Raw genomic sequence first — 21,445 nt, forward strand, 5'->3', positions numbered from 1 at the left:
ACGCCGAAGCGCTGTCATGTGGACGACATTGGTCCCGTGTCGCATTCCCACAGCGCGAGAATGTGATTGCGCAGCCTATTACCCCGTGTTTAGCTACATGGCTGCGGTTTTTTCGTCAGCCGGGCACCTAGTTAGCAATGACTCAGCGTGCCAGGTCCGATCCGGGCCCACCCAATTGCCGTCCACTCCGCGTCTCCGGTGACGCGCATCCACCACGTTAGTGGATGTATCGCTGGGGACGCCTCGTCGTTCCGGAGAATCGATGCTCGGTAAGCTCCTCGCCCGTTACCTACGGAAGTACTGGCCGCTCCTCGCGGGCGTGCTGGTGTTCCAATTCCTACAAGCGCTCGCGTCGCTGTACCTTCCGCGACTCAACGCCGACATCATCGATAAGGGCGTTGCCAACGCCGACACCGACTACATCTGGTCGACCGGCGCCGTCATGCTCGCGATCTCGCTCGGCCAGATCACCTGCTCGATCATCGCGACAGTCTTCGCGGCCCGCGCCGCTATGGCGCTCGGCCGCGACATCCGCGCCGACGTCTTCGCCCGTGTCAGCAGCTTCTCCGAGCGCGAAGTCTCTCGCTTCGGTGCGGGCTCGCTCATCACGCGAAACACGAACGACGTGCAGCAGGTCCAGATGCTCGCGATGATGGGCTCGACCATGCTCGTCTCGGCCCCGATGCTCGCCATCGGCGGCATCATCATGGCCCTGCAGCAGGACGTCGGCCTCTCCTGGATCATCGGCGTCGCGGCCCCCGTGCTGCTTGTCCTCGTCGGCATCATCATCAGTCGCATGGTGCCGCTGTTCCGCCAGTTCCAGGTGAAGCTCGACAACATCAACCGGATCCTGCGCGAGCAGCTCACCGGGGTGCGGGTCGTCCGCGCGTTTGTGCGCGAGCCCATTGAGGAAAAGCGCTTCGAGGTCGCGAACAACGACCTCTTCCTCCTCGGCAAGCGCGTCGGAGACCTCTTCGTCACGCTGTTCCCGCTTGCGATGCTCGTCCTCAACATCACGGTCGTCGGGGTCATCTGGTTCGGTGGCATCCAGGTCGACCAGGGCACCGTCGAGATCGGCACGCTCTTCGCCTTCATGGCCTACGTCATGCAGATTCTCATGGGTGTCCTCATGGCGAGCTTCATGACGATCATGATCCCGCGTGCAGCGGTGAGCGCCGATCGCATCTCCGAAGTCCTGGCGACCGAGTCGACGCTCATCATGCCCGCTCATCCGGTGACCGACTTCCCAGAGCCAGGCGTCATCGAGTTCGACGACGTCGAGTTCACGTATCCGGGCGCGGAGGAGCCGGTCCTCACGGGGATCTCGTTCCGCGCTGCCCCGGGTGAGACGGTCGCGATCGTCGGCTCGACCGGCGCGGGCAAGACGACACTCGTGTCGCTCATCCCTCGCCTGTTCGACGCGACGGGGGGAACCGTCAAGGTCAACGGAGTGGATGTGCGTCAGGCAGACGCCGAGCTCCTCTGGGACGGCATCGGCCTGGTCCCGCAGCGCCCGTTCCTCTTCACCGGGACGATCGCCTCGAACCTGCGCTATGGCCGCGAGGCTGCGACCGACGAGGATCTGTGGGACGCGCTCGAGATCGCGCAGGCCACGGCCTTCGTTCGGGAGAAGGACAAGCAGCTCGAGGCGCGTATCGCGCAGGGCGGCACCAACGTGTCCGGCGGGCAGCGCCAGCGGCTCGCGATCGCACGCGCCATCGTGCACGAGCCTCAGGTCTTCGTCTTCGACGACTCGTTCTCAGCGCTCGACCTCACTACCGACGCCAGGTTGCGTCGCGCCCTCTGGGAGAAGCTGCCCGGCGTCACGAAGATCGTGGTGGCGCAGCGCATCTCGACCATCGTGGAGGCCGACCGCATCGTCGTCCTCGACGACGGGCACATGGTCGGTCTCGGCACACACGACGAGCTGCTTGAGAGCTGCACGACGTACAAGGAGATCGTGGATTCCCAGCTTGCAGTGGAGGCACAGTCATGAGCCATGACGCAGAGAACCAGAACCAGGACGCGAAGAGCGCCCGGCGCCGTGGGCGCAAGCCCAAAGAGGTCGTCGAGAAGATCCTGACGGAAGATGAGCAGCTCGAGCTGGAGCTCGCCGAGCAGGCGCGGCAGTCCTCGGGCGACTGGGACAGCGTCGCGCCTGGCAAGGCGAAGAACTTCGGGCAGAGCTTCGGCCGTCTCCTCGGACGCCTGCGCCCGCACCGGGCGGCACTCATCATCGTGTCGTTCCTCGGCGCCGTCGGTGTTGTGCTTTCGGTCATCGCCCCGAAGGTGCTGGGCGAGGCGACGAACCTCATCTTCGAGGGCGTCGTTTCGAGCCAGCTCCCCGCAGGAGCGTCAAAGGACGAGGTCGTCGCGGGGCTCCGCGACTCGGGTCAGACCCAGTTCGCCGACATGGTCGCGGCGATGGACATCACCCCGGGTGACGGCGTGAACTTCGAGCGCCTCGGTACGGTACTGCTCTCCGTGCTCGCGCTCTACGTGTTCTCCGCGCTGCTCATGTGGCTGCAGGGCTACGTCATCAACATCATCATGATGAAGGCGATGTTCAAGCTGCGCGAGGACGTCGAGCGCAAGATCAACGCACTGCCGCTGAGCTACTTCGACCGCGTGCAGCGCGGCGAGCTGCTCAGCCGGGTCACGAATGACATCGACAACATCACGCAGACCATGCAGCAGTCGCTGTCGCAGGTCGTCACGAGCGTGCTCACCGTCGTGGGTGTGCTTGTCATGATGTTCTCCATCTCCTGGCAGCTCGCGCTCGTCGCGCTGGTCACCCTTCCGCTCATGGGCGTCATCTTCGGCGTCATCGGACCGAAGTCGCAGAAGAACTTCGCCGAACAGTGGAAGAAGACCGGGCGCCTCAACGCTCGCGTCGAGGAGTCGTTCTCCGGTCACGCGCTGGTGCGCGTGTTCGGTCGCGAGAAGGATGCGCGCGAGCAGTTCCAGGTCGACAACGAGCAGCTCTTCCAGGCCGCGTTCAAGGCGCAGTTCTGGGCTGGCGTGATGATGCCGGCGATGATGTTCATCGGAAACCTCTCCTACGTCGGCATCGCCGTGCTCGGTGGCCTCATGGTCGCGAGCGGCAACCTCCGTCTCGGAGACGTGCAGGCGTTCATCCAGTACTCGCAGCAGTTCACGCAGCCCCTCGCGGAGCTCGGCGGCATGGCCGCCGTGTTGCAGTCGGGCACGGCCTCCGCCGAGCGCGTGTTCGAGCTGCTCGACGAGAAAGAGCAGGAGCCCGACTCGAAGGATGCGCCCAAGCCGGCGAACGGCGCAGGCGAGATCGTCTTCGACGACGTCACCTTCTCGTACACCCCGGAGCAGAAGCTCATCGAGAACCTCAACTTCTCGGTCGAGCCTGGCCAGACGGTCGCGATCGTCGGACCAACCGGTGCAGGCAAGTCGACCCTCGTGAACCTCATCATGCGGTTCTACGAGCTCGACGGCGGGCGCATCCTGCTCGACGGGCAGGACATCGCCGAGCTCAGGCGCGACGATGTCCGCAGTCGCACCGGCATGGTGCTGCAGGATCCGTGGCTGTTCGCGGGCTCGATCCGCGAGAACATCCGCTACGGCAGGCAGGACGCGACCGACGAGGAAGTGCTCGCAGCCGCGACCGCCTGCTACGTCGACCGCTTCGTGCACTCCCTCCCCGAGGGGTACGACACCGTGCTCGACGAGGACGCGTCGAACGTCTCCGCCGGTGAGCGCCAGCTCATCACGATCGCGCGCGCGTTCGTCTCGGACCCGCAGGTGCTCATCCTCGATGAGGCCACGAGCTCGGTCGACACCCGTACCGAGCTGCTCCTGCAGCAGGCCATGGCGGCACTCCGCCAGGGCCGGACGAGTTTCGTCATCGCGCACCGTCTCTCGACGATCCGCGACGCCGACCTCATCCTCGTCATGGAGCACGGCTCGATCGTCGAGCAGGGGACGCACGACGAGCTCGTGAAGCAGGGCGGCGCGTACGCGAGGCTCTACAACTCGCAGTTCGAGCAGGCCATCAGCGACCTCGACACCGAGCAGAGTCAGCTCACCTCGTAGTCCCGCTTCGCTGACCGGGGCCGGCCCGGAATCCGGCGTGGCCGGGTGCATTCGCTTTCTGGCGGATACACCCGGCCATTTGCGTTGTGTCCCAGGGCAAACCACATCGTGGGCCTCCCCGATTTCAGCGCTCGGCAATTCACGAAAGGCAACCGGTTCGAGTCGCTGATGCATCCTTCCATCACGGGAGCTGGATGCGAGTGATCCCGCCTGCGCCGGTGCTGCGAATCGTTCCGACGGACGATCGTCCCGGGGGCGACAATCGGACCGTGATCTCCGAGAAATCAGGAGAGGACAGGGCGGCGTGAATGCTCTCCTCGGCGCTGTCACTCAAATCTGCCGCACCGTCACCGGAATCGTCGATGAGGGTGACTCTGGCCCCCCGCGCCCGAGCTGAGGCGGCGGCATCGGCGAGGCGACCACCGGCGAGTCTCGGCGCCCTGATCGTGTCCCGCAGCTCGTTCTCCAGGAGACGAGCGCGGAGGCGCGTAGCCTCGCGGACCTCGCTAGACGCGCTGATCTCCTCGAGCACGGGCGAGACGCGCTCCGCGATGAGGGTGAGTCGGGATTGTTCGGCGCTCATCGCGAGGTCCCGTTCACGAAGGGCGACGAGTGCTCGTTCCTCTTTGCTTCGGTGTCGGGTGATGCTTGCCAACTGGTGTCGCAGAATGAGGTTCCAGGACGTGCCGGTAATGAGGCCGGCTCCGGCGATGGCCGTGAAGTGGACGAGGAAGTCGCGGTCGTCGGCCGCGAGCATCACGGCGAGTGTCACGACGGTTGCAGCGAACACGGGCCAGGCCACGCTGAAATTGCCGCGAAGAGCGAGAAGCGCGCAGAGGTATCCGAGCAGTTCGAAGTGCCGTGTGGCGAGGGCTGTCCCCGTGTCCGGGCTTGCCGCGAGCGTCCACAGGAGTCCGAGGCCCACGGAAGCCGCGAAGACCGCTTTTCGCCGCCTTGAGAGTCGGTCTGGCCCGGGGGAGGTGACGACGAGAACCGCGACCAGGAGGACGATCAGCGACGGGAGTTCCTGCGCCAGGCGCGCGTTGGCGTGCAGGAGCGTCTGGCCCAGGAAAGTGCACCAGACGAACAGGAAGGCTGTCCGGATGATCGGGTCGCCCATCCCGGAGACGGCCGTGGCCTGCGGATCCCGGGTGCTGTTGTCTGCATAAGTCGAGTTCTCTCCGTCGACGCTGCGCCAGGTGAGCTCGACCCGCGTGCCCGTGCCGATCGTGGACGTGATCCTGGAGAGTCCTCCCGGCAGCAACCGCATCCGCTGGCTGATGCTCACGCGCACGCCGAGACGGTCAGCGGGGGTTTCCTCGACGAGGAATCCCGGACCGTCGTCTTCCACTGTGACGACCACGGAGGCGGGCGTGATATGTGCGATGAAGCGCACTGTGGCGGGGCTCTGGCCACGCCGGGCGTGACGTTCCGCGTTGACGAGTGCCGCGAGTGCCGCCTCTGCGACTGTCGTCGATACCGTGAGCGGCAACTCTCCGTGCGTCGAGACGAGTTGGGTGCTCAACTTGAGGTCGAGGTCCTCGGCGGACCGGCGGAGCCGAAGCTCGAGGTCGTTGCACGTGACGGTGCCCTCGAGGTGAGGTCCTTCGTCTTCGAGCTCGCTCTCCAGCGATGTCAGCGACGCGTCGGCGGCGAGCTGGATCCTCGGGGCGTGGTCGGCCGTGAGAGTCGAGGCGGAGTTGAGCGTTGAGAGCAGCTCATCGTGGACGAAGGCCACGGCGCGCTGTTTGGCGCGCAGGACGGCTTCGGCGCGAGCGACATCGCGGATGCGCTGCGCGAGACTGCGTTCAGCGAGTGCTGCCGTCGTCATCTGTGCCCTCAGGAGAACGATGAGGGCGAGAAAGACGATGTCGCCGAGGTGCGCGAGAGTCTGCGAGAACAGCTCGACCGTGAGTGGATACCCGAACAGCAGTGAAAGCGTCAGGGGCAGCGTGGTGGACAGTAGGGCGTACCCGACCGCGATTTTCCGGCTCCACACGAGTCCAGCACAGGCGATTGCGGTCGGCTGGAAGAGCCACGGCCAGGGAACGTCGGACAGGTCCAGCTCGGGTTGCGGCGCGCCGACCGTCGTCGGTGTGAGTGCGGTAACAATCAGGGCGAGGTTCGCCAACGCGACGAAGGTCCAGAGCAGTTCCAAGGTCGTGACCTTGGAAACGAAGGTGAGAGGCAGAGTCGCGATGAGTGCGGTAGCCATCAGCGTAGCGAGGAGCCACCACCAGAGCGGATGCGCGTGGAGTTGTTCGAGGATGGTGCTGGTGAAGACCAGCAGGAGGGCGATACCACCGATGGCGTTCATGAGACCCGCACGACGTTGCACGATCGCTCTAATGGCGCGGTCGTCTTCGTTGTGCAGTGAGGGGTCAGTCAACGGAGAGAACGCCATCTTCGATGGCGCGCTGGTAAAGGTGTATTTTCGTTCGGGCCGGACGGCCAACGTCCGCGTATTTTCTTCTGATCCGCTGGACGTGTTCGAGCACCGTCTCACGTGAGATGAAGAGTGCCTTGGCAACATCGCTAGCGCCCTCACCGGAGGCGTAGCGCTCGAGCACGTCCCGTTCTCGGGGACTCAGCCTGGCATCGAGCAGGGTGGGGTCGGAATCGAGAGCTGCCGCCCAGTCGATCGATGCCGCCACCTCGCCGTGGCAGGCGGCAAGAGTTGCTGCGAGCAGCACATGCATCGGCTCGGTTTTGCGCAGCATGCCCATAGCCCCAGCTCGTGCCGCCTCACGAATGAGCGGAGGTGATTCTCCCGAGGTGTAGCAGACCACGTCGATGGATTTCTCCTGCAGGTGGGCGATGTTCTCCCGGGGTCGCGAGCCATCCGCGAGACGAAGGTCGAGCAAAAGCACATCGATGTGCTGACCATGTCCCAGCGCTTCACTCACCGAAGCGCCTGTCGCTGTGAGATTCATAGATGTCGTGCGGTGAAATGCGGCAGCTACTCCAACGCGAAGCAACATGTGGTCGTCGACGATGGCGACGCTGAAGGGGATTCCCCTGGAAGGGAGCATGGGGCTGATCATACGGTGTGGGGGTCGACCGGTGTCATGTCGAGTTTCCGGGTTCATCTCTGTCGTTCTCGTAAGGAAAGCGTTGGGCGCATCTGGATCAGACCAGATGCGCCCGGCCTTTTCGAAGGCGATTAGGCAGTTGCGCAGTGCCGAATAGTGATCAGGCCCGGCTCGCGGTGATCGGGGACGCTGTTCGCGTTTGGTCCCCGCCTGATCACGGCGCCGGTTGGCGTGAGGCTTGACCCCGCGCCGCCACCGGAGGCCACACCGAGTAGCGCGTTTGGAACACTTGTCGACGTAACCGTGTAGTCACCTTTATAGGCGGCAGCCACAGTCCCGCCTCCGCCGCCGCCCGCGAAGCCTCCGCCGCCGCCGCCACCGCTGGCCCCACCGGGCAGGATGCCCTTCACGCTGTTGTCGATGACCACTGTTGTCCGTTCGGCGAATGCACCTGCACCGCCAGCGCCACCGGTGGCCGCAACGTGGGCTCCTCCGCCGAGACCGGCTGCTGTAGCCGTGTCGACCAGCAGAGGTGAGGTTGATGCCGAGATATTGGTCGAGACCGCTCCGCCGGCTCCGCCAGTTGCTCCGCTCGCTGCACCGCCGCCATTGGACGCGATCAGCTTCGGGCTGATGGCAGGAGTGTAGGGGTTGGGGCTCCACAACATATTGGCGTCGTTCCCGGGCTGGGTGACGTCCCCTCCGCTGCCACCCGCTTGGGTCGGGTTGTACTGCCATTGGCCGGCGTTCACGGGTTGTGCGAGGCCGACCGCGACGCCTTCTCCACCTCCACCGCCCGCAACAACGATTGGTGCGCCGCCGACCAGGATGGCTGAACCACCACCGCCGGATGCGCCCACGAAGCTCGCGGAAGTCCCGGTCGACCCATCAGAACCGCCACTTGGTCCGCCGTTGCCGTACCCGCTGCCGCCAAGGAGTCCGGTTGTGGTCTCAGACCCGGCGAGACTTCCGATGCCGCCCTGTCCGACGATGAACTGCAGGCTCTGACCCGGTGTGACTGCGAGTGCGCCGACGATCTCGGCACCAGCACCGCCACGGCCATTGTTGTAGGACGCCCCGCCTGCTGCGCCGAGCACTGTGTACTCGATCTCGGTGACACCGGGCGGTACTGTCCAAGAAGTCACGCCGGCGTGATTGGAATTCGGAGAGGGCAGGTTGACTGCAACGTCTGCGTATCGCTTGCAGGGGCTGGCCGCTGCAAGCGGGGCCGAAACTGCCATGGCGATGACGGGAGTCGCCCAAGCCGCGCCCCGAAGGACGGTGCGCCGTTTCATGTTCTCGGGACTTCGCGAGGAGGAATTCGAGGTATTCGCGTTCATGAACTTCTCTCTGTAAAGGTCAATCGCTGGCGCGTGGTTTGCACAAGCGGGAATTAGGGTGCGGGAATGCATTGCCGACGGCCCTCAGGTGCTGCGTGAATGAGTTCACGGACTGCTTGACCGTGAGGATGCGCGGGAAGAAACCCTCAACGCTTTTGAGATGCCCGCCCCGAGCGCAAGAGCTGTTCCCACAACTCAGGCAATCAGCGAGAGTGTACGCATTTGCACCTCTCCGAGCTACAAGGAGTCCCTCGTTCAAGGGACAGCAAGTTCGGGTTTTTCATGCAGGCTCGCTTGCGAAACAGTTCCGTGGGTTTCGCAGCGGCAGAGTCTTCTCGCAGCGGAGGAGCGCTCGAACGGGGTGGTGCATCCGATTGTCTAAATGGTGATCCCAAGCGAAATGACTGCTGAATCTCCCAGGTATGAGAAACGCGAGGCTTTCCGCTGACGGCGGGCGTCGTTAAATTCGTTGCTTCTAGGGATACCCGATTCTTCGTTCGACGGTTTGACTCGAAGCTGGTCCGACCCCCTCGGCCGATACGACCTAAGAGCATTCCCGGGAGAGTGGCCTAGATGGATCTGGCAACCAAACAATGCGAAGAACCTCACAACGATGGCTCGAGTCGACGGTCCCTGATGTCCGCCGGAGCTTGGACCGTCCCCGTAATCGCATTTGCGCATGCCGCGCCCGCAGCGCAGGCATCTGGACCCAAATGCCCCACCTGCCTTAAGGCGGGAGTATTGCCCGGCCTCCTGACTTCTCAGGCTGTGGTCCTGGGAGGGAAGGGCGCGCTCCTGTTCGCGGGGAGCTTCGCGCTTGATGCCACGGGGTGCAGCCTCACTGCGTTCCAGCCTGGGTATAGCGTCGTCACGACGTCGGCGTCGTTGACGATGAGTGATGGTGCGATCCACACGGGGTCCGGTCTCGGCACCGGAGGCGGGACGTTCGGGCAGGTCGGCGCGATTCCCGGCAGCTTTCTGTTCTCCAACATTTCGTTCCCCAACGGAACTTTCACGCCGACCGCAAACCCGGTTCGACCCGTGAAGCTCACTGTCACGGTCAACGTCATCATGGTCGGGCTTCCTGGCCTCGTCAGCGTGACCTGTCCGCAGACGCTCTCCTGGAATCTGAATGTCTTCGGAACGGGCATTGTTGTCTTCGGTGCGGGCACGATCAACTACTCGGGTTCCGCGACGGTCGCCGCTTGATCGATTCGTGGTGCGCCGGACGCGCTGGCAAGTGCCTCGTTCCTAGTGGTCCCTGACAACCGCTGACTGGGTTTCGCGAGTTCGACGGGTTGCACTCCCAACCAGTCCGCCTCTGCGAAGCCCGATCCCGATGTGGCCGTCGCGCGGTGCCCCCATACTTCGAGGCCGTGCCGTTCGGGATGCAGCAAGCCCCTCGGGGTGGAGAACGTGTCCACCGCGAGGGGCTTTCCTGTCCGCGGCTGCGGATAGATGCGTCGCGGTGCGGCTACGCGAGCATCTCGTAGACGCCGGAGCCGATGAAGATCAACGCGATCACGACGAGGCCGATCCAGAAGAACTTGCGTGTGCGCGTGACGGGTTTGCTCATGCTGGAAGCCTACGTGGGGAGCGCCTGCCGTGCGGCGGGCTCCCCACGTGGCATCGGGCCCCTACGCGGCCGACCAGCCGCCGTCCGAGGGAAGGATGACGCCGTTGATGTTGACGCCGTCGTCGCTCAGCAGGAACGTGATGGATGCGGCGAGCGCGGTCCCGGTCGTGGGCGTCGGCAGGACGGCCATGGCAAGCTGCACGCGCTTCGCGCCGAGCTCGGAGTCGAAGCGTGCTTCGATGTTGGTCGCGACGGGGCCAGGCGCGACGGCGTTGATGCGCAAGCCGCTCGGGCCGTACATGAAGGCGCTCGACTTGGTGAGGCCAGCGACGGCGTGCTTCGATGCCGTGTAGGCGGCACCGGCCGCCGACCCACGAAGCGCTGCCTCAGAGGCGACGTTGACGATCGCGCCCTTGCCGGCGGCGAGCATCGCCGGGATGACGGCGCGCATGAGCTTCATCGTGCCGGTCACGTTGACCGCGAAGACGCGGTTCCAGATCTCATCGGTGACCTCGCCTACCGGCGTCATGTTGTCCATGATGCCTGCGATGTTCGCGAGGCCGTCGATCTGGCTTCCCGCGGCTTCGACGATCTGCGTGACACCGGCGTCGTCGGTGATGTCGGCCGTGAGGGTGACGATGTCGGCGCCTTCGTGCTCCGCGACAAACGCCTCGAGGCGCTCAGCAGAGACGTCGACGGCGATGACCCGCCCACCCTCACGCGCAACGCGCGACGCGGTGGCCTTGCCGATGCCGGAGCCTGCGCCCGTGACGATGACGGTCTTGCCGGCGAAGCGTCCACTGGTGAGCGCTTCGACCCACGCGGCAGCCCTCGGGGCGCGCGGTGCGTCGAGATCGGCGACCGGGCCGAAGTCGCCGGGCGAGGCTGGCGTGACCTCGCCGCTGTTCACCCGCGCGATCATCGCATCCACCATCTCCTGCGGAAACTTGCCCTGGCTGAGCTCGACGAGTTGCGAGAGGGGCACGCCGGCCACGGGCGTGAGGGTGGTCGCATCCTGCCCGCCTTGCGCGAGGATCTCGCGGATCACGACGCCCCCAGTCGGGTCCGTGAGCCATTCGCCGATCGTGTTGTCGGCGGTGAGGGAGCTCGGGTTCGAGGTCATCTGGGGGCCAGCTTTCTGCTCGGTCCGCCGGGCGTCGCTCGGTGGAGCGTCGTGTTTGGCGGTGACAGCTTCGGCTCGAACGAACCGGACAACACTGTCCGGATTATGCTATCCCGGTGTCGACTCCAGCGAAAGCCAACCGAGGCCCAAGTGCGGGTCCGGAGAACCGCCGTGCCCTCATCGAAGCCGCGAGGGTCGTATTCGCCGAAGGGGGAGTGGATGCGCCGCTCAGTGCGGTCGCCAAACGGGCAGGTGTCGGCCAGGGGAGTCTCTACCGGCATTTCCCCGACCGGGCGGCTCTCGCGCTCGCGGTCTTCGGTGAGGCCATCGTTGAGCTCGAGGACCTCTCGGCCGCGCCCGAGTCCGACCTCTCCGACCTTCTCGACCTCATCGTTCAGCAGATGCTCGTATCGGTGGGGCTTATTCAGCTCACGCTGACCGACGCCGCCGATGCGCAGGGGGAGAGCGTGCGTGGTCGCATGCTCTCCGTGCTCGGCGTCGCCCTCCGGCGAGAGTGGTCTGCCGGTCGGGTGGGTGAGGACATCACTGCTGAGGACGTGCTCCTGCTGCTCTCGATGCTCGCCGGCGTGCTGCCGCGCACGCCACGTGACGAGCGGGAGGCTACGGCTCGGCGTTCGGTGGAGTTGTTCTGGCGTTCGTTTGCCCCCTGAGTCCTCTCAGGCGTCTTCCGAGAATTGGCGGAGCACCCGGCGAATGCCTCGAAAACCAACGACCAGGCCCTGAAGCTCGTCGTCGCTGAGGTGGGCGGCGAACTCGTCGGTGTCCGTGCGGAGTCCGAGGAAGCGCTCGTGGAGTCGGATGGCCTTGCGGGTGGCGGTGAGGTGCCGGATGCGTCGATCCGGCTTGCCCTCCGTGCGGGTCAGGAGGCCGTTCTCGACGAGCTTGTCGATGCTCGCGGATGCGGTGGGTACAGCGACGCCGAGTTGCTCGGCGGCCTGCGAGACGGTTGTGACGGTGCCGGTGGTCACGAGGAACACGGTCTTCAGCTGCTGGGCGGTGATGTCGAGCTCCAGGAATGGCGCCATGTGCCTGGCGGAGAGTCCTCGAGTGAGCTCGGCCTTGACCTCGTTCAGCTGTGCAAGGAGCTCCTCGCGTGATTCGTGGGCCTGCATGGGAACCTCCTGGGATTGCCGAGCCTCTCACTAATAGTGAGGACTTGCCTAAGTATAGTTCGGAGTGGCGGCACCAGAGCTGGTGCTGTGAGGAGAACGGAGTAGACCATGACGAATCAGACCTGGTGCATTGCTGGCGGAGAAGATGGGGCCGATCGGCGGCTCGCGGACGCGCTGCTCCGCGGCGGCAACACGGTTGCCATCGTCGGTCGCGACGTCGCTCCGTTTGCCCTCCTCGTTGACGACTACGCCGACGCGATCATGCCCGTCGAGATCACCGCGACGACCTCCGAGGCGCTCGCCGAGGTGCGCAGGAGCATCGAGCTCAACCTCGGCGAAGTGACGCACTTCGGAGTGCTGCTGGGTGGGCTCGGCGAGGGGACGGCCGAGGAGGTCGCTGAGCGCCTGGTCGGCAAGCTCGCCAGGGCAAGCAGGCATCGCGACGCTGAGGGCGGCGACGCGCAGGCCGACGAGCGCTGGCCGGCGGACGCGCAGCTGATCCTGGTGCGAGGCACCTCGGCAGGCGAGGACGGTGGGCCGCGAGCCGCCGAGAACTCGGACATCGAGGCACGCATCCGATTCGCGGCAGAGCAGACCAAACAGCCCATGCCGAGCGTGCGGGTGCGCGAGCTCGAAGAGCTCATCCGCGGTGAGTCCGCCGTCGCGCTCGGGTAGCCGGGCGCGACGAGCAGACGCGGCTACACCCCGCTTGAGGCGGTTGCCTTAGTCACCGCCTCGAGGATCGGCGCGCCGACCTTGCCGCTGCCGAGGCCAACCGCCTCGACGGAAGCGAAGGTAGCCGCGTTGAGGACGATGACCGGCGTGATGAGCGAGAACCCCGCCGCTTCGACGATGTCTCTGTCGAACTCCACGAGGACCGTCTCCGGCGTGACCTTGTCGCCGACCTTGACCTTGACGTCGAAGCCCTTGCCGTCGAGCTCGACCGTATCGATGCCGACGTGGATGAGGATCTCGAGCCCGTTGTCGAGCTGCAGGCCGAAGGCGTGACCGGTCGCCTGTGCGACGGCGACGGTTCCGGTCCCCGGAGCGTAGACGATGTTTCCGCTCGGCTTGATGGCAGCGCCAGGGCCCATGATGCCCTGGCTGAAAACCGCGTCGGGGACGTCTGAGAGGGGCACGACCTCGCCTTCGAGGGGCGAGAGCACCTCCACGGTGCGGGGAGCTGACTCGCGCTGGCGGACACCCGCCGCGGCGATGACGTCTTCCGTGCTCTCGCCCTTCTTCGCCGTCTCCATGTCGGCAACGGGCACGCGGGCTGCCTCGAACGCGGCCTGCTGCTCCGGGCTGCGGTAGCCGGAGAAGATGACGAGGAACATCGACACGAGGAACGCGGCGCCGACAGCTGCCGCGTACAGCGGAATGTTGTCGAAAGCCGGGATGGTCAGCAGCGAGGTGAAGACGAACGCGCTGGTCTTCACGCCGCCGCCGATGCCGATGATGAGCCCACCAACGAGGCAGCCCACGAGCATCCGTCCGTAGATCCGTTTGAAGCGGAGATGGATGCCGTACAGCGACGGCTCGGAGATGCCACCGAGGAGTCCGGCCGCGAGGGCGCCGGTTGACGTCTGCCGCATCTGCGCGTCCTTCTCGCGAATCGAGAGGTAGAGAACGCCGGCGGTCGCGCCGAAGCACGCGAAGTTCCAGGCTCCCATCGGGCCCTGGATGTAGTCGTAGCCGAGCGTCTGGATGTTGAGGAGCATGATCGCGTTGATCGGCCAGTGCAGCCCGAGGGGAACCATGAACGGGTAGGCGAGCGGGATGACGATGGCGAAGATGAGGGGCGAGAAGTCGTTGATGGCCCGCAGCAGGTTGGCGAGCCCGGCTCCCGTGTAGACGCCGATCGGCCCGATGAGGAACGCCGTCATGGGGATCATGATGAGCATGCTCAGGAAGGGCACGAAGATCAGGTGCAGGTCTTCCGGGATGAGCTTCTTCAGACCCTTGTAGAGCGGCCCGAGCAGCGCGGCCATGAGCAGCGGCGGGAACACCTGCGAGCTGTAGTCGAAGACCGTCAGCGGCAGGCCGAAGATCTGCACGACCGAGACCTCCGAGCCGAAGACCTCGATGGGGTCGATGCCATCCGCGAGCCCTGTGAAGCCGGGCAGCATGACGACGCCCATGATGGCGAAGCCGATCCAGGGGTCGGCGCCGACGCGTTTCGACGCGTTGTACGCGATGTACAGGGGGAGGAAGACGAAGACCGCCTGCCAGCACAGGTTGAGGAAGCGCCACGAGGGTGGCAGGTCGGTGCGAGGGTCCGCCCAGTTGGGGATGACCCCCAGCGTGCTCATGAGGGCCATGAAGGTGATGAACAGGGATGCGCCGAGCAGCGCACCCAGGATCGGGCGGAACGAGTCGGAGAGGAACTCGAAGACGCTGTCGAGCCACGCGAACTTGCCGCGTGGGCCTTTCGCTCTGGCCGCCGCTTTGATGGAAGCGGCGTCCTCCGGGTCGGCCGGTGCGCCGCCACCCGCCATCGAGGGGAGCGCCTGGATATCGTTGTAGACGTTCTGCACACCGCCGCCGATGACCACCTGGTAGCGCTCACCCGACTGTGGGACGACCCCCATCACGCCGGGTATCGCCTCGACTGCCGCCTGGTCGATGCCGGATGCGTCGCGCAGCTGGAACCGCAATCGGGTCGCGCAGTGGGTGAGATTCTCGATGTTCCCCGCGCCACCGAGCTGGTTGACGATCGCCTCTGCTGGCCCCGAAGCGCCAGATGGATCTTGCGGCATGGCTGGACCTCCTCGCGGGGCGTCCTCGTTGACGCCTGATTCGCGACGTTACGCGCGGGTACCGACATTCACCAGACGCATGCCACGTCTGTGTTCAAACCGTAGCCAGGCGGCGATGCCGCAGCCGGGATCAGCACGGGGCGGGTGCCGCCATCATGCCGACCGAGCGCGCCTCAGGCCCGGTTCCAGAGCTCCGGCCAGCCGATCCCATACCCGCGCACGAGGCGTCGGAGGGCGGGGAGCGACAGCCCGACGACCGTCGACGGGTCGCCCTCGATGCGCTCGATGAAGGGGGCGCCAAGCGAGTCGATCGTGAACGCGCCTGCGACGTGCAGTGGCTCACCGGAGGCGACGTACGCATCAATCTCAGCGTCGTCCAGGTCTCCCGCGAACGTAACGCTGGCGCTCGCGGTACTGCCAACGCCGTCCCCAGAGGAACTCGTGCCGCCGCGGCGGTCCACGAGCCAGTGCCCCGACCACAGGGTGCCGGTCTGGCCTCGCTGCGCGAGCCAGCGCTCGCGGGCCACCTGCGGCTCGTGCGGCTTCCCGAGCATCTGGCCGCCGATCTCGAACATCGAGTCCCCGCCGAGCACAAGACCGTCGAGCGGCTCGCCCGTCGACGGGTCGGGGGCATCCGCGACGGCGAGTGCCTTCGCGCGCGCGAGCAGCTGCACGTACTCGCTCGGCTCGAGTGGCCCCTGCGCAAGCCTGGCCTCGATGACGGCATCCTCGTCGACGCTTGATGGGATCACGACTGGCTCGATTCCGGCCTGGCGGAGCAGCATGAGGCGAGCGGGGGACGTCGAGGCGAGGTACAGGCGCATGGGGTGAGGGTACCGGGGTGATCGCTGGCCCGCAGGGCGAGGGCCCCTGGCCGGGGTCGAGCCCCTCGGCGCTGCACGCATGCGACCATCAGGATGCGGTCAGCCAACGCGCCACCTCCTGCCAGAGTGCGTCAAGGCCGTCTGCATACGATCTGTCGCATGCTCATCAGGCTCCTCAGCTCGGCCAAGCGCCCAGATTCCGAAGGGAATGGTGCTTGGTGACCCGCCTAGAGTCGCGGTATCGCGCGCCGAAGCAGACCAGGTTCTCCCGCTCCTCGGTCGTGTGGGATGCGCCCGGCGTCGAAGCCGTCTCGGCCCCTTCCTCGCTCGCCTGGGTGGCGGAGGCAACCGGCCACGTGGAGGCGGCGAGTGTCGTGGAGAACGCCGTCGGCGCAATCACCGCGAACTCTCGAATCTCGGCCCCCGCAGCCGCCGACAGCTCGAGTGGACAACCTCACCTCGAGTACCTGCTCGAGACCGACCCGGTGCTGCGAACCCGTCTCGTCTCGCTGCGCCGCCCTGTCACAGGGGAGAGCCTCACCCTCACCTCGAACGGCCGCGGCGACTGGCGCGTCGGCGATCACGCCGCCCCAGAACTCAGCGGAGCGCTCGATGTCGACATCCGCGCGACGCCTCTGACCAACACCCTCCCGATGCGCAGGCTCGGGCTCGAAGTGGGCGAAGACCGCGAGATCTCGGTTGCTTACATCGACACCGACACCTTCGCCGTCTTCCTCGACCGCCAGCGCTACCGGCGACTGGGTCGCACCCGCTACCTCTTCCAGGCCGTCGACGGCTCGTTCGAGCGAGAGATCACGACCGACGAGCAGAGCTTCGTCACCTCTTACCCTGGCCTGTTCACTCGCCTCTGAGCCGCAACCGCGAGGAACGGTGGATGCGCACGGCTAGGCTCGAGCGCATGACCCAGGACGGCACGACCCAGGACCTTTCGGCGGAGATCAACCCAGGCGACGACATCGAGCTCGAGGTCGGCGACATCGCGCACGGAGGCATCTTCGTCGCCCGCCACGAGGGCAGGGTCGTGTTCGTCGCCGACGCCGTGCCTGGCGAGCTCGTCCGCGCCCGGGTCACCGAGGTGCGGAAGTCGTTTGCGAGGGCCGTCGCGACCGACGTGCTGCGTGCATCCGCCGACCGGCAGGCGCACGTGTGGCAGGAATCAGGTATCGAGCGAGCGCCAGAGGAACGGGCGGGCGGCGCCGAGCTCGGTCACATCCGACTGGCGCGCCAGCGAGAGCTGAAGGCGCAGGTGCTGAGCGAGTCCATGGCGCGCTTCGCCGGCCACGAATGGAGCGGTGTCGTCGAGCCGCTCCTCGGCGACGACGAGAACGGCGGGACTCGCTGGCGCACCCGCGTGACGCTGCACGTCGATAAGGACGGCCGCGTCGGCCCATACGCTGCACGCTCGCACCGGGTCATCGAGACGGAGACGCTGCCGCTCGCGCACGCCGACATCGAGGAGCTCGCTCCACTCGGAGAGCGGCTCGCGGGAACCGGGCGAATCGAGCTCGTCGCTCCCGCCGAGCTCGACACGCGTATGCGCACCATCCTCGACGGTGCCCACGGGCGCAAGCCCGGTGTGGTCACCGAGGTGGTCAACGGTCGCGAGTACAAGGTCGACGAGGATGGCTTCTGGCAGGTGCACCGCCTCGCAGCCGAGACACTCTCGAACGCGGTCGCCGACGCGCTCGACCCTGCGCTGGTCGACGCGGAAGCCGTCAACCTCGACCTCTATGGAGGTGTCGGGCTCCTCGCAGCTGCCTTCGCGCAGGAAGCAGGACCAGGCGCCTTCATCGAGACCGTCGAGTCGAACGCGGCCGCGACGGGCCACGCCACGGCCAACCTCGCCGAATGGCGAGGTGCAAGCGCCGTAACAGCACGCGTCGACCAGTACCTGGCGCGCCTCGACCGCGACGCCACGCACCTCGACCGTGAGGGCGTCAGCCGCGGAACCGTCATCCTCGACCCTCCCCGCTCCGGCGCCGGGAAGGATGTCGTCGACCGCCTGGCAGGCTTCGCGCCAGCCCAGCTCATCTACGTCGCCTGCGACCCGGTCGCCCTCGCCCGCGACACCGGCCTCCTCCTCGCGCACGGCTACATGCTCCAGTGGATGCGCGCCTACGACCTCTTCCCGAACACGCACCACTTCGAGACCGTCGCGCGTTTCGTCCGCGCCTGAGCGCGGCAGGGACCGGCGACATGGAACGCTGAAACGCCGGGTGCCCCGCCAGAGCGAGTACCCGGCGTTCTGCCGTCTTGGTGCCGTCAACTGACGGCACACCGGCTGCCTAGCGCGCTGCGCCCGCGAGGGTCCCTGTCGTCTGCGCGGCCTGGTCGGTGACGATGCACTGGATCAGGCGGTCGCCGGCGTCGTCCCAGCTCTGCTGCGTCGGCGTCAGGTAGGAGAAGTAGAGGGAGCTCTGGTCGTAGGGAAGCCCGATGAAGGTCGCGAACTGCGCTGTGCAGTCGGCCTCGGCCTGCGTGGTGATCGCCTCATCGCCGGGGAAGTCACCCGCCGGCATCTCCACCTCGTAGTAGACCTCGTAGTCGTGCGGGTTCGAGCACGGGACGACGGGGATCTCGCTGACCATGGTGCTGCCCGCGTCGTCGAAGCAGTCTCCGACTGCGAGCTTGAACACGTCGAGGTCACCCGACTCGGTGACTTCCTGCGTTTCGCCGTCGCGGACCTCGCTCTCGCCTCCTGAGAGCTCGCCCTCGACGGAGTCGGCGATCTCCTGCGCCGCAGAGCAGCCGCTGAGGCCGAATCCGAGCAGGGCCATAGCCCCGATCGCGAGTACAGATGTGACCGTGGTCTTCGCCATGATTTCCCCTGAGAGTTCGGTGGTTTTCGCTCACTTTAGCGACAAAATCGAAGACGCTACGGTCGCTTCTCAAGCAGCAGGGCGACAGCGCGCTCCTTGAACTCGACGGGGCAGTCGGCGAAGTAGGCGGAACTCTGAATGAGGGCCTGGGTGTAGCACTCCGCGTGCCCCTCGACGGCGGGCACGGTGCTGCCGTCGTGACCCGTGAAGGCGCCGTAGCCCTCCTCGTCGAGCACGCGCAGCATCTCGTCCGGACTCGGGAAGACGTATGCCTGCTGCGCGTGGCCGAGCTCGTGGATGAGCACCGAGGCGCCGACGTCGGTGATGACGGGGAAGAGCGTCGGATCATCCGCCCTCAGATGGATGCTCGCCGTCGGCGGCTCCAGGGGACACCCGTTGCCCTCGCACCAGGACTGCTTCGTGCACGCCTGCGCTTCTTCCGGGCAGGCCGTCTGGCCATCCGGCGCCCAGGTGGCTGGGACTCCCGCTGCGGCGATGAACGCATCGATGCCAGCCTCGCCCTCCGGCCAGGGCCCAGCCGGCGCCGCAACGAGGGGAGCATACGCCAGGGAGCTGCTCTGCGCCTCATCCTCGGGCACGATGACTGGCTCGAAGCCGTCCTCTGTGCCGAAGACGTGCACGCCGAACCACTCGCGGATGCCCTCAGGCCCCCACGGGTCTGACGCCGACGAGACGCCGTCAGCAGCCACCGGCACACCGGCGGGCGTCGCGAACACCAGCAGCGCTGCCAGCAGCGCCACGACGGCGAGGACCGCACCGCCGGTTGATCGCTCCGTGCTCATGTGCCCGGGCTCAGCTCCGGTAGGAGCCGCCGAACGGGTCGCTCGCTGAGCCGCCACCGCGCATTCCGCGCTGCGAAAGCTGCCAGGCAGTCCGGCGCTTGACGATGTCGCGAGGCCGATCGAGATCCTGCGCCGACTCGATCATCGACGCGAGCACAAGCGTCGCCGCTGCGAGCTCGTCCTCGCTCGGGTTGCCGCTGACCGTCCGCACGATGTGCTCGAGCCCGACGTGCGACGGGATTTGCTCCTGGCTCACAGCGGGATGTTCCCGTGCTTCTTGGGCGGAAGCGACGCGCGCTTCGTGCGCAGCGTACGCAGCGCCTTCGTGACGATCACGCGCGTCGATGCGGGCTCAATGACGGAGTCCAGCTCACCGCGTTCCGCCGCGAGGAACGGTGACGCGACGTTGTACGTGTACTCGTTCGCGAGACGCGTGCGCACGGCGGCGACGTCCTCGCCGGCCTCCTCCGCTCGCTTGATCTCGCCGCGGTACAGGATGTTGACCGCACCTTGGCCGCCCATCACCGCGATCTCGGCCGTCGGCCACGCGAAGTTCAAGTCAGCCCCGAGCTGCTTCGAACCCATCACGATGTACGCGCCGCCGTATGCCTTGCGCAGGATGACGGTGACCAGCGGCACGGTCGCCTCCGCATACGCGTAGAGCAGCTTCGCGCCGCGACGGATGACTCCGGACCACTCCTGGTCGGTGCCGGGAAGGTAACCGGGCACATCCACGAGCGTGAGGATCGGGATCGAGAACGCGTCGCAGAACCGCACGAAGCGTGATGCTTTCTCGCCGGCCTCGATGTTCAGCGTGCCAGCCATAGCGTTCGGCTGGTTCGCGACGATACCGACCGAGGTGCCGTCGACGCGAGCGAAGCCGATGATGATGTTCGGCGCGAAGAGCGGCTGCACCTCGAGGAAGTCGCCATCGTCGACGATGAGCTCAATGACCTGCTTCACGTCGTACGGCTGGTTCGGGGAATCCGGGATGACCGTGTTGAGCTTCTTGTCGAGATCGGTGATCTCGAGCTCCGTGTCGATGTCGTAGCTCGGCAGCTCCGCCTGGTTGTTGTCCGGCAGGAAGGAGAGCAGCTGGCGCGCGTAGTCGAGCGCGTCGTCCTCGTCGGCCGCGAGATAGTGGGAGACGCCGGTGGTGCGGTTGTGCGCGAGTGCTCCGCCGAGCTCCTCAAAGCCGACTTCCTCACCCGTGACGGTCTTGATGACGTCCGGTCCCGTCACGAACATGTGGCTCGTCTTGTCGACCATGATGACGAAGTCGGTGAGCGCGGGGGAGTAGACGGCGCCACCGGCGGCAGGGCCCATGATGATCGAGATCTGCGGGATCACTCCTGAAGCCTGAGTGTTGCGGCGGAAGATCTCGCCGTACTTGCCGAGCGCGACGACACCCTCCTGGATGCGCGCCCCGCCGGAGTCGAGCATGCCGATGATCGGCACGCCGACCTTCATGGCGTGGTCCATGATCTTGATGATCTTCTCGCCGGCGACCTCGCCGAGGGAGCCGCCGAACGTCGTGAAATCCTGCGAGTACACGGCGACCCCGCGGCCGTGGATCGTGCCGGTCCCCGTGATGACGGCGTCACCGTACGGACGTCGCTTCTCCATGCCGAACGCCGTGGTGCGGTGTCGCACGAACTCGTCGAGCTCAACGAAGGAGCCGGGATCGAGGAGCTCGAGGATGCGCTCACGCGCCGTCTTCTTGCCCTTCGCGTGCTGCTTCTGGGCGGAGGCCTCCTCCGCCTGCGTCACCGCTTCCGCGTGGCGTGCCCGGAGGTCGGCGATCTTGTCGGCCGTCGTCGAGATCGCCGGGGTGGAAGCGGTCGGTTCAAGTGGTGCGGAGTTCACCCGCGCTACTTTACCGGCCAACGGCTCACATCCGGCCGTACGGGTTAGCCTGATTCCCTGGTGAAGTGCAAGAGGAACGCACGA

At 66.2% G+C, this 21,445-nt stretch carries 18 protein-coding genes; 7 read left to right on the forward strand and 11 right to left on the reverse strand.

What is annotated here, in order from left to right; translation table 11 throughout:
* Positions 1 to 262: 262 nt before the first annotated feature.
* Both C5B85_RS10435 and C5B85_RS10440 read left to right on the forward strand, forming a co-directional pair.
* Positions 263 to 1,996: an ABC transporter ATP-binding protein gene (locus tag C5B85_RS10435; RefSeq protein ID WP_104285953.1), complete on the forward strand. Its 1,734-nt coding sequence runs from the start codon at positions 263 to 265 to the stop codon at positions 1,994 to 1,996.
* A complete protein-coding gene (locus tag C5B85_RS10440; RefSeq protein WP_104285954.1) occupies positions 1,993 to 4,065 on the forward strand; it encodes an ABC transporter ATP-binding protein in 2,073 nt (690 codons plus the stop codon). Before C5B85_RS10435 ends, C5B85_RS10440 begins: the two co-directional genes overlap by 4 nt.
* 181 nt (positions 4,066 to 4,246) lie before the next feature.
* Here the strand turns inward: C5B85_RS10440 and C5B85_RS10445 are convergent, their stop codons facing one another.
* The 3 genes from C5B85_RS10445 to C5B85_RS10455 all read right to left on the reverse strand — a co-directional run bounded on the left by C5B85_RS10445 (position 4,247) and on the right by C5B85_RS10455 (position 8,242).
* Complete coding sequence (locus C5B85_RS10445; RefSeq protein ID WP_146077925.1) at positions 4,247 to 6,454, reverse strand: hypothetical protein; 2,208 nt, start codon at positions 6,452 to 6,454, stop codon at positions 4,247 to 4,249.
* Positions 6,447 to 7,097 (reverse strand): response regulator transcription factor, encoded by a 651-nt coding sequence (locus C5B85_RS10450; RefSeq protein WP_181064383.1) that lies wholly within the window; start codon positions 7,095 to 7,097, stop codon positions 6,447 to 6,449. Before C5B85_RS10450 ends, C5B85_RS10445 begins: the two co-directional genes overlap by 8 nt.
* A gap of 131 nt (positions 7,098 to 7,228) precedes the next feature.
* Complete coding sequence (locus tag C5B85_RS10455; RefSeq protein WP_146077926.1) at positions 7,229 to 8,242, reverse strand: hypothetical protein; 1,014 nt, start codon at positions 8,240 to 8,242, stop codon at positions 7,229 to 7,231.
* Between the two features lie 1,086 nt (positions 8,243 to 9,328).
* Between C5B85_RS10455 and C5B85_RS10460 the strand changes: the two genes are divergently transcribed.
* On the forward strand, positions 9,329 to 9,646 hold the full coding sequence (locus C5B85_RS10460; RefSeq protein ID WP_146077927.1) for a hypothetical protein: 318 nt from the start codon (positions 9,329 to 9,331) through the stop codon (positions 9,644 to 9,646).
* Between the two features lie 428 nt (positions 9,647 to 10,074).
* On the opposite strand, the gene C5B85_RS10465 is transcribed toward C5B85_RS10460, so the two are convergent.
* Positions 10,075 to 11,136, reverse strand: a complete 1,062-nt coding sequence (locus C5B85_RS10465) for an SDR family NAD(P)-dependent oxidoreductase (RefSeq protein ID WP_104285959.1) — start codon at positions 11,134 to 11,136, stop codon at positions 10,075 to 10,077.
* Between the two features lie 116 nt (positions 11,137 to 11,252).
* Between C5B85_RS10465 and C5B85_RS10470 the strand changes: the two genes are divergently transcribed.
* Complete coding sequence (locus C5B85_RS10470) at positions 11,253 to 11,807, forward strand: TetR/AcrR family transcriptional regulator (protein ID WP_258070718.1); 555 nt, start codon at positions 11,253 to 11,255, stop codon at positions 11,805 to 11,807.
* A 6-nt stretch (positions 11,808 to 11,813) separates the two neighbouring features.
* On the opposite strand, the gene C5B85_RS10475 is transcribed toward C5B85_RS10470, so the two are convergent.
* A complete protein-coding gene (locus tag C5B85_RS10475) occupies positions 11,814 to 12,269 on the reverse strand; it encodes a MarR family transcriptional regulator (protein ID WP_104285961.1) in 456 nt (151 codons plus the stop codon).
* A 108-nt stretch (positions 12,270 to 12,377) separates the two neighbouring features.
* Here C5B85_RS10475 and C5B85_RS10480 point away from each other — a divergent pair, with 108 nt between their 5' ends.
* Positions 12,378 to 12,944, forward strand: coding sequence for a hypothetical protein (locus tag C5B85_RS10480; RefSeq protein WP_104285962.1), 567 nt, complete (start codon positions 12,378 to 12,380; stop codon positions 12,942 to 12,944).
* Positions 12,945 to 12,967: 23 nt separating this feature from the next.
* Here C5B85_RS10480 and C5B85_RS10485 read toward each other — a convergent pair whose 3' ends face one another.
* Positions 12,968 to 15,028 (reverse strand): glucose PTS transporter subunit IIA, encoded by a 2,061-nt coding sequence (locus C5B85_RS10485; protein WP_104285963.1) that lies wholly within the window; start codon positions 15,026 to 15,028, stop codon positions 12,968 to 12,970.
* 173 nt (positions 15,029 to 15,201) lie between these two features.
* Positions 15,202 to 15,852, reverse strand: coding sequence for a nucleoside triphosphate pyrophosphatase (locus C5B85_RS10490; RefSeq protein ID WP_104285964.1), 651 nt, complete (start codon positions 15,850 to 15,852; stop codon positions 15,202 to 15,204).
* A 218-nt stretch (positions 15,853 to 16,070) separates the two neighbouring features.
* Here C5B85_RS10490 and C5B85_RS10495 point away from each other — a divergent pair, with 218 nt between their 5' ends.
* A complete protein-coding gene (locus C5B85_RS10495) occupies positions 16,071 to 16,724 on the forward strand; it encodes a putative glycolipid-binding domain-containing protein (RefSeq protein ID WP_181064384.1) in 654 nt (217 codons plus the stop codon).
* 47 nt (positions 16,725 to 16,771) lie between these two features.
* A complete protein-coding gene (locus tag C5B85_RS10500; protein ID WP_181064385.1) occupies positions 16,772 to 18,049 on the forward strand; it encodes a class I SAM-dependent RNA methyltransferase in 1,278 nt (425 codons plus the stop codon).
* 109 nt (positions 18,050 to 18,158) lie between these two features.
* Here the strand turns inward: C5B85_RS10500 and C5B85_RS10505 are convergent, their stop codons facing one another.
* Genes C5B85_RS10505 through C5B85_RS10520 form a run of 4 tightly spaced genes read right to left on the reverse strand, consistent with a single transcriptional unit; the run spans position 18,159 to position 21,361 of the window.
* Positions 18,159 to 18,692, reverse strand: a complete 534-nt coding sequence (locus C5B85_RS10505) for a septum formation family protein (protein WP_104285966.1) — start codon at positions 18,690 to 18,692, stop codon at positions 18,159 to 18,161.
* Between the two features lie 56 nt (positions 18,693 to 18,748).
* A complete protein-coding gene (locus tag C5B85_RS10510; RefSeq protein WP_104285967.1) occupies positions 18,749 to 19,495 on the reverse strand; it encodes a hypothetical protein in 747 nt (248 codons plus the stop codon).
* A 10-nt stretch (positions 19,496 to 19,505) separates the two neighbouring features.
* Positions 19,506 to 19,751, reverse strand: a complete 246-nt coding sequence (locus C5B85_RS10515) for an acyl-CoA carboxylase subunit epsilon (RefSeq protein WP_068476504.1) — start codon at positions 19,749 to 19,751, stop codon at positions 19,506 to 19,508.
* Entirely contained in the window at positions 19,748 to 21,361 is a 1,614-nt protein-coding gene (locus C5B85_RS10520) for an acyl-CoA carboxylase subunit beta (protein WP_104285968.1), read from the reverse strand. The genes C5B85_RS10515 and C5B85_RS10520 overlap by 4 nt, the downstream gene beginning before the upstream one ends.
* Positions 21,362 to 21,445: the final 84 nt, after the last annotated feature.

The sequence above is a fragment of the Pseudoclavibacter sp. AY1F1 genome, from assembly GCF_002931075.1.
GTDB lineage: Bacteria > Actinomycetota > Actinomycetes > Actinomycetales > Microbacteriaceae > Pseudoclavibacter.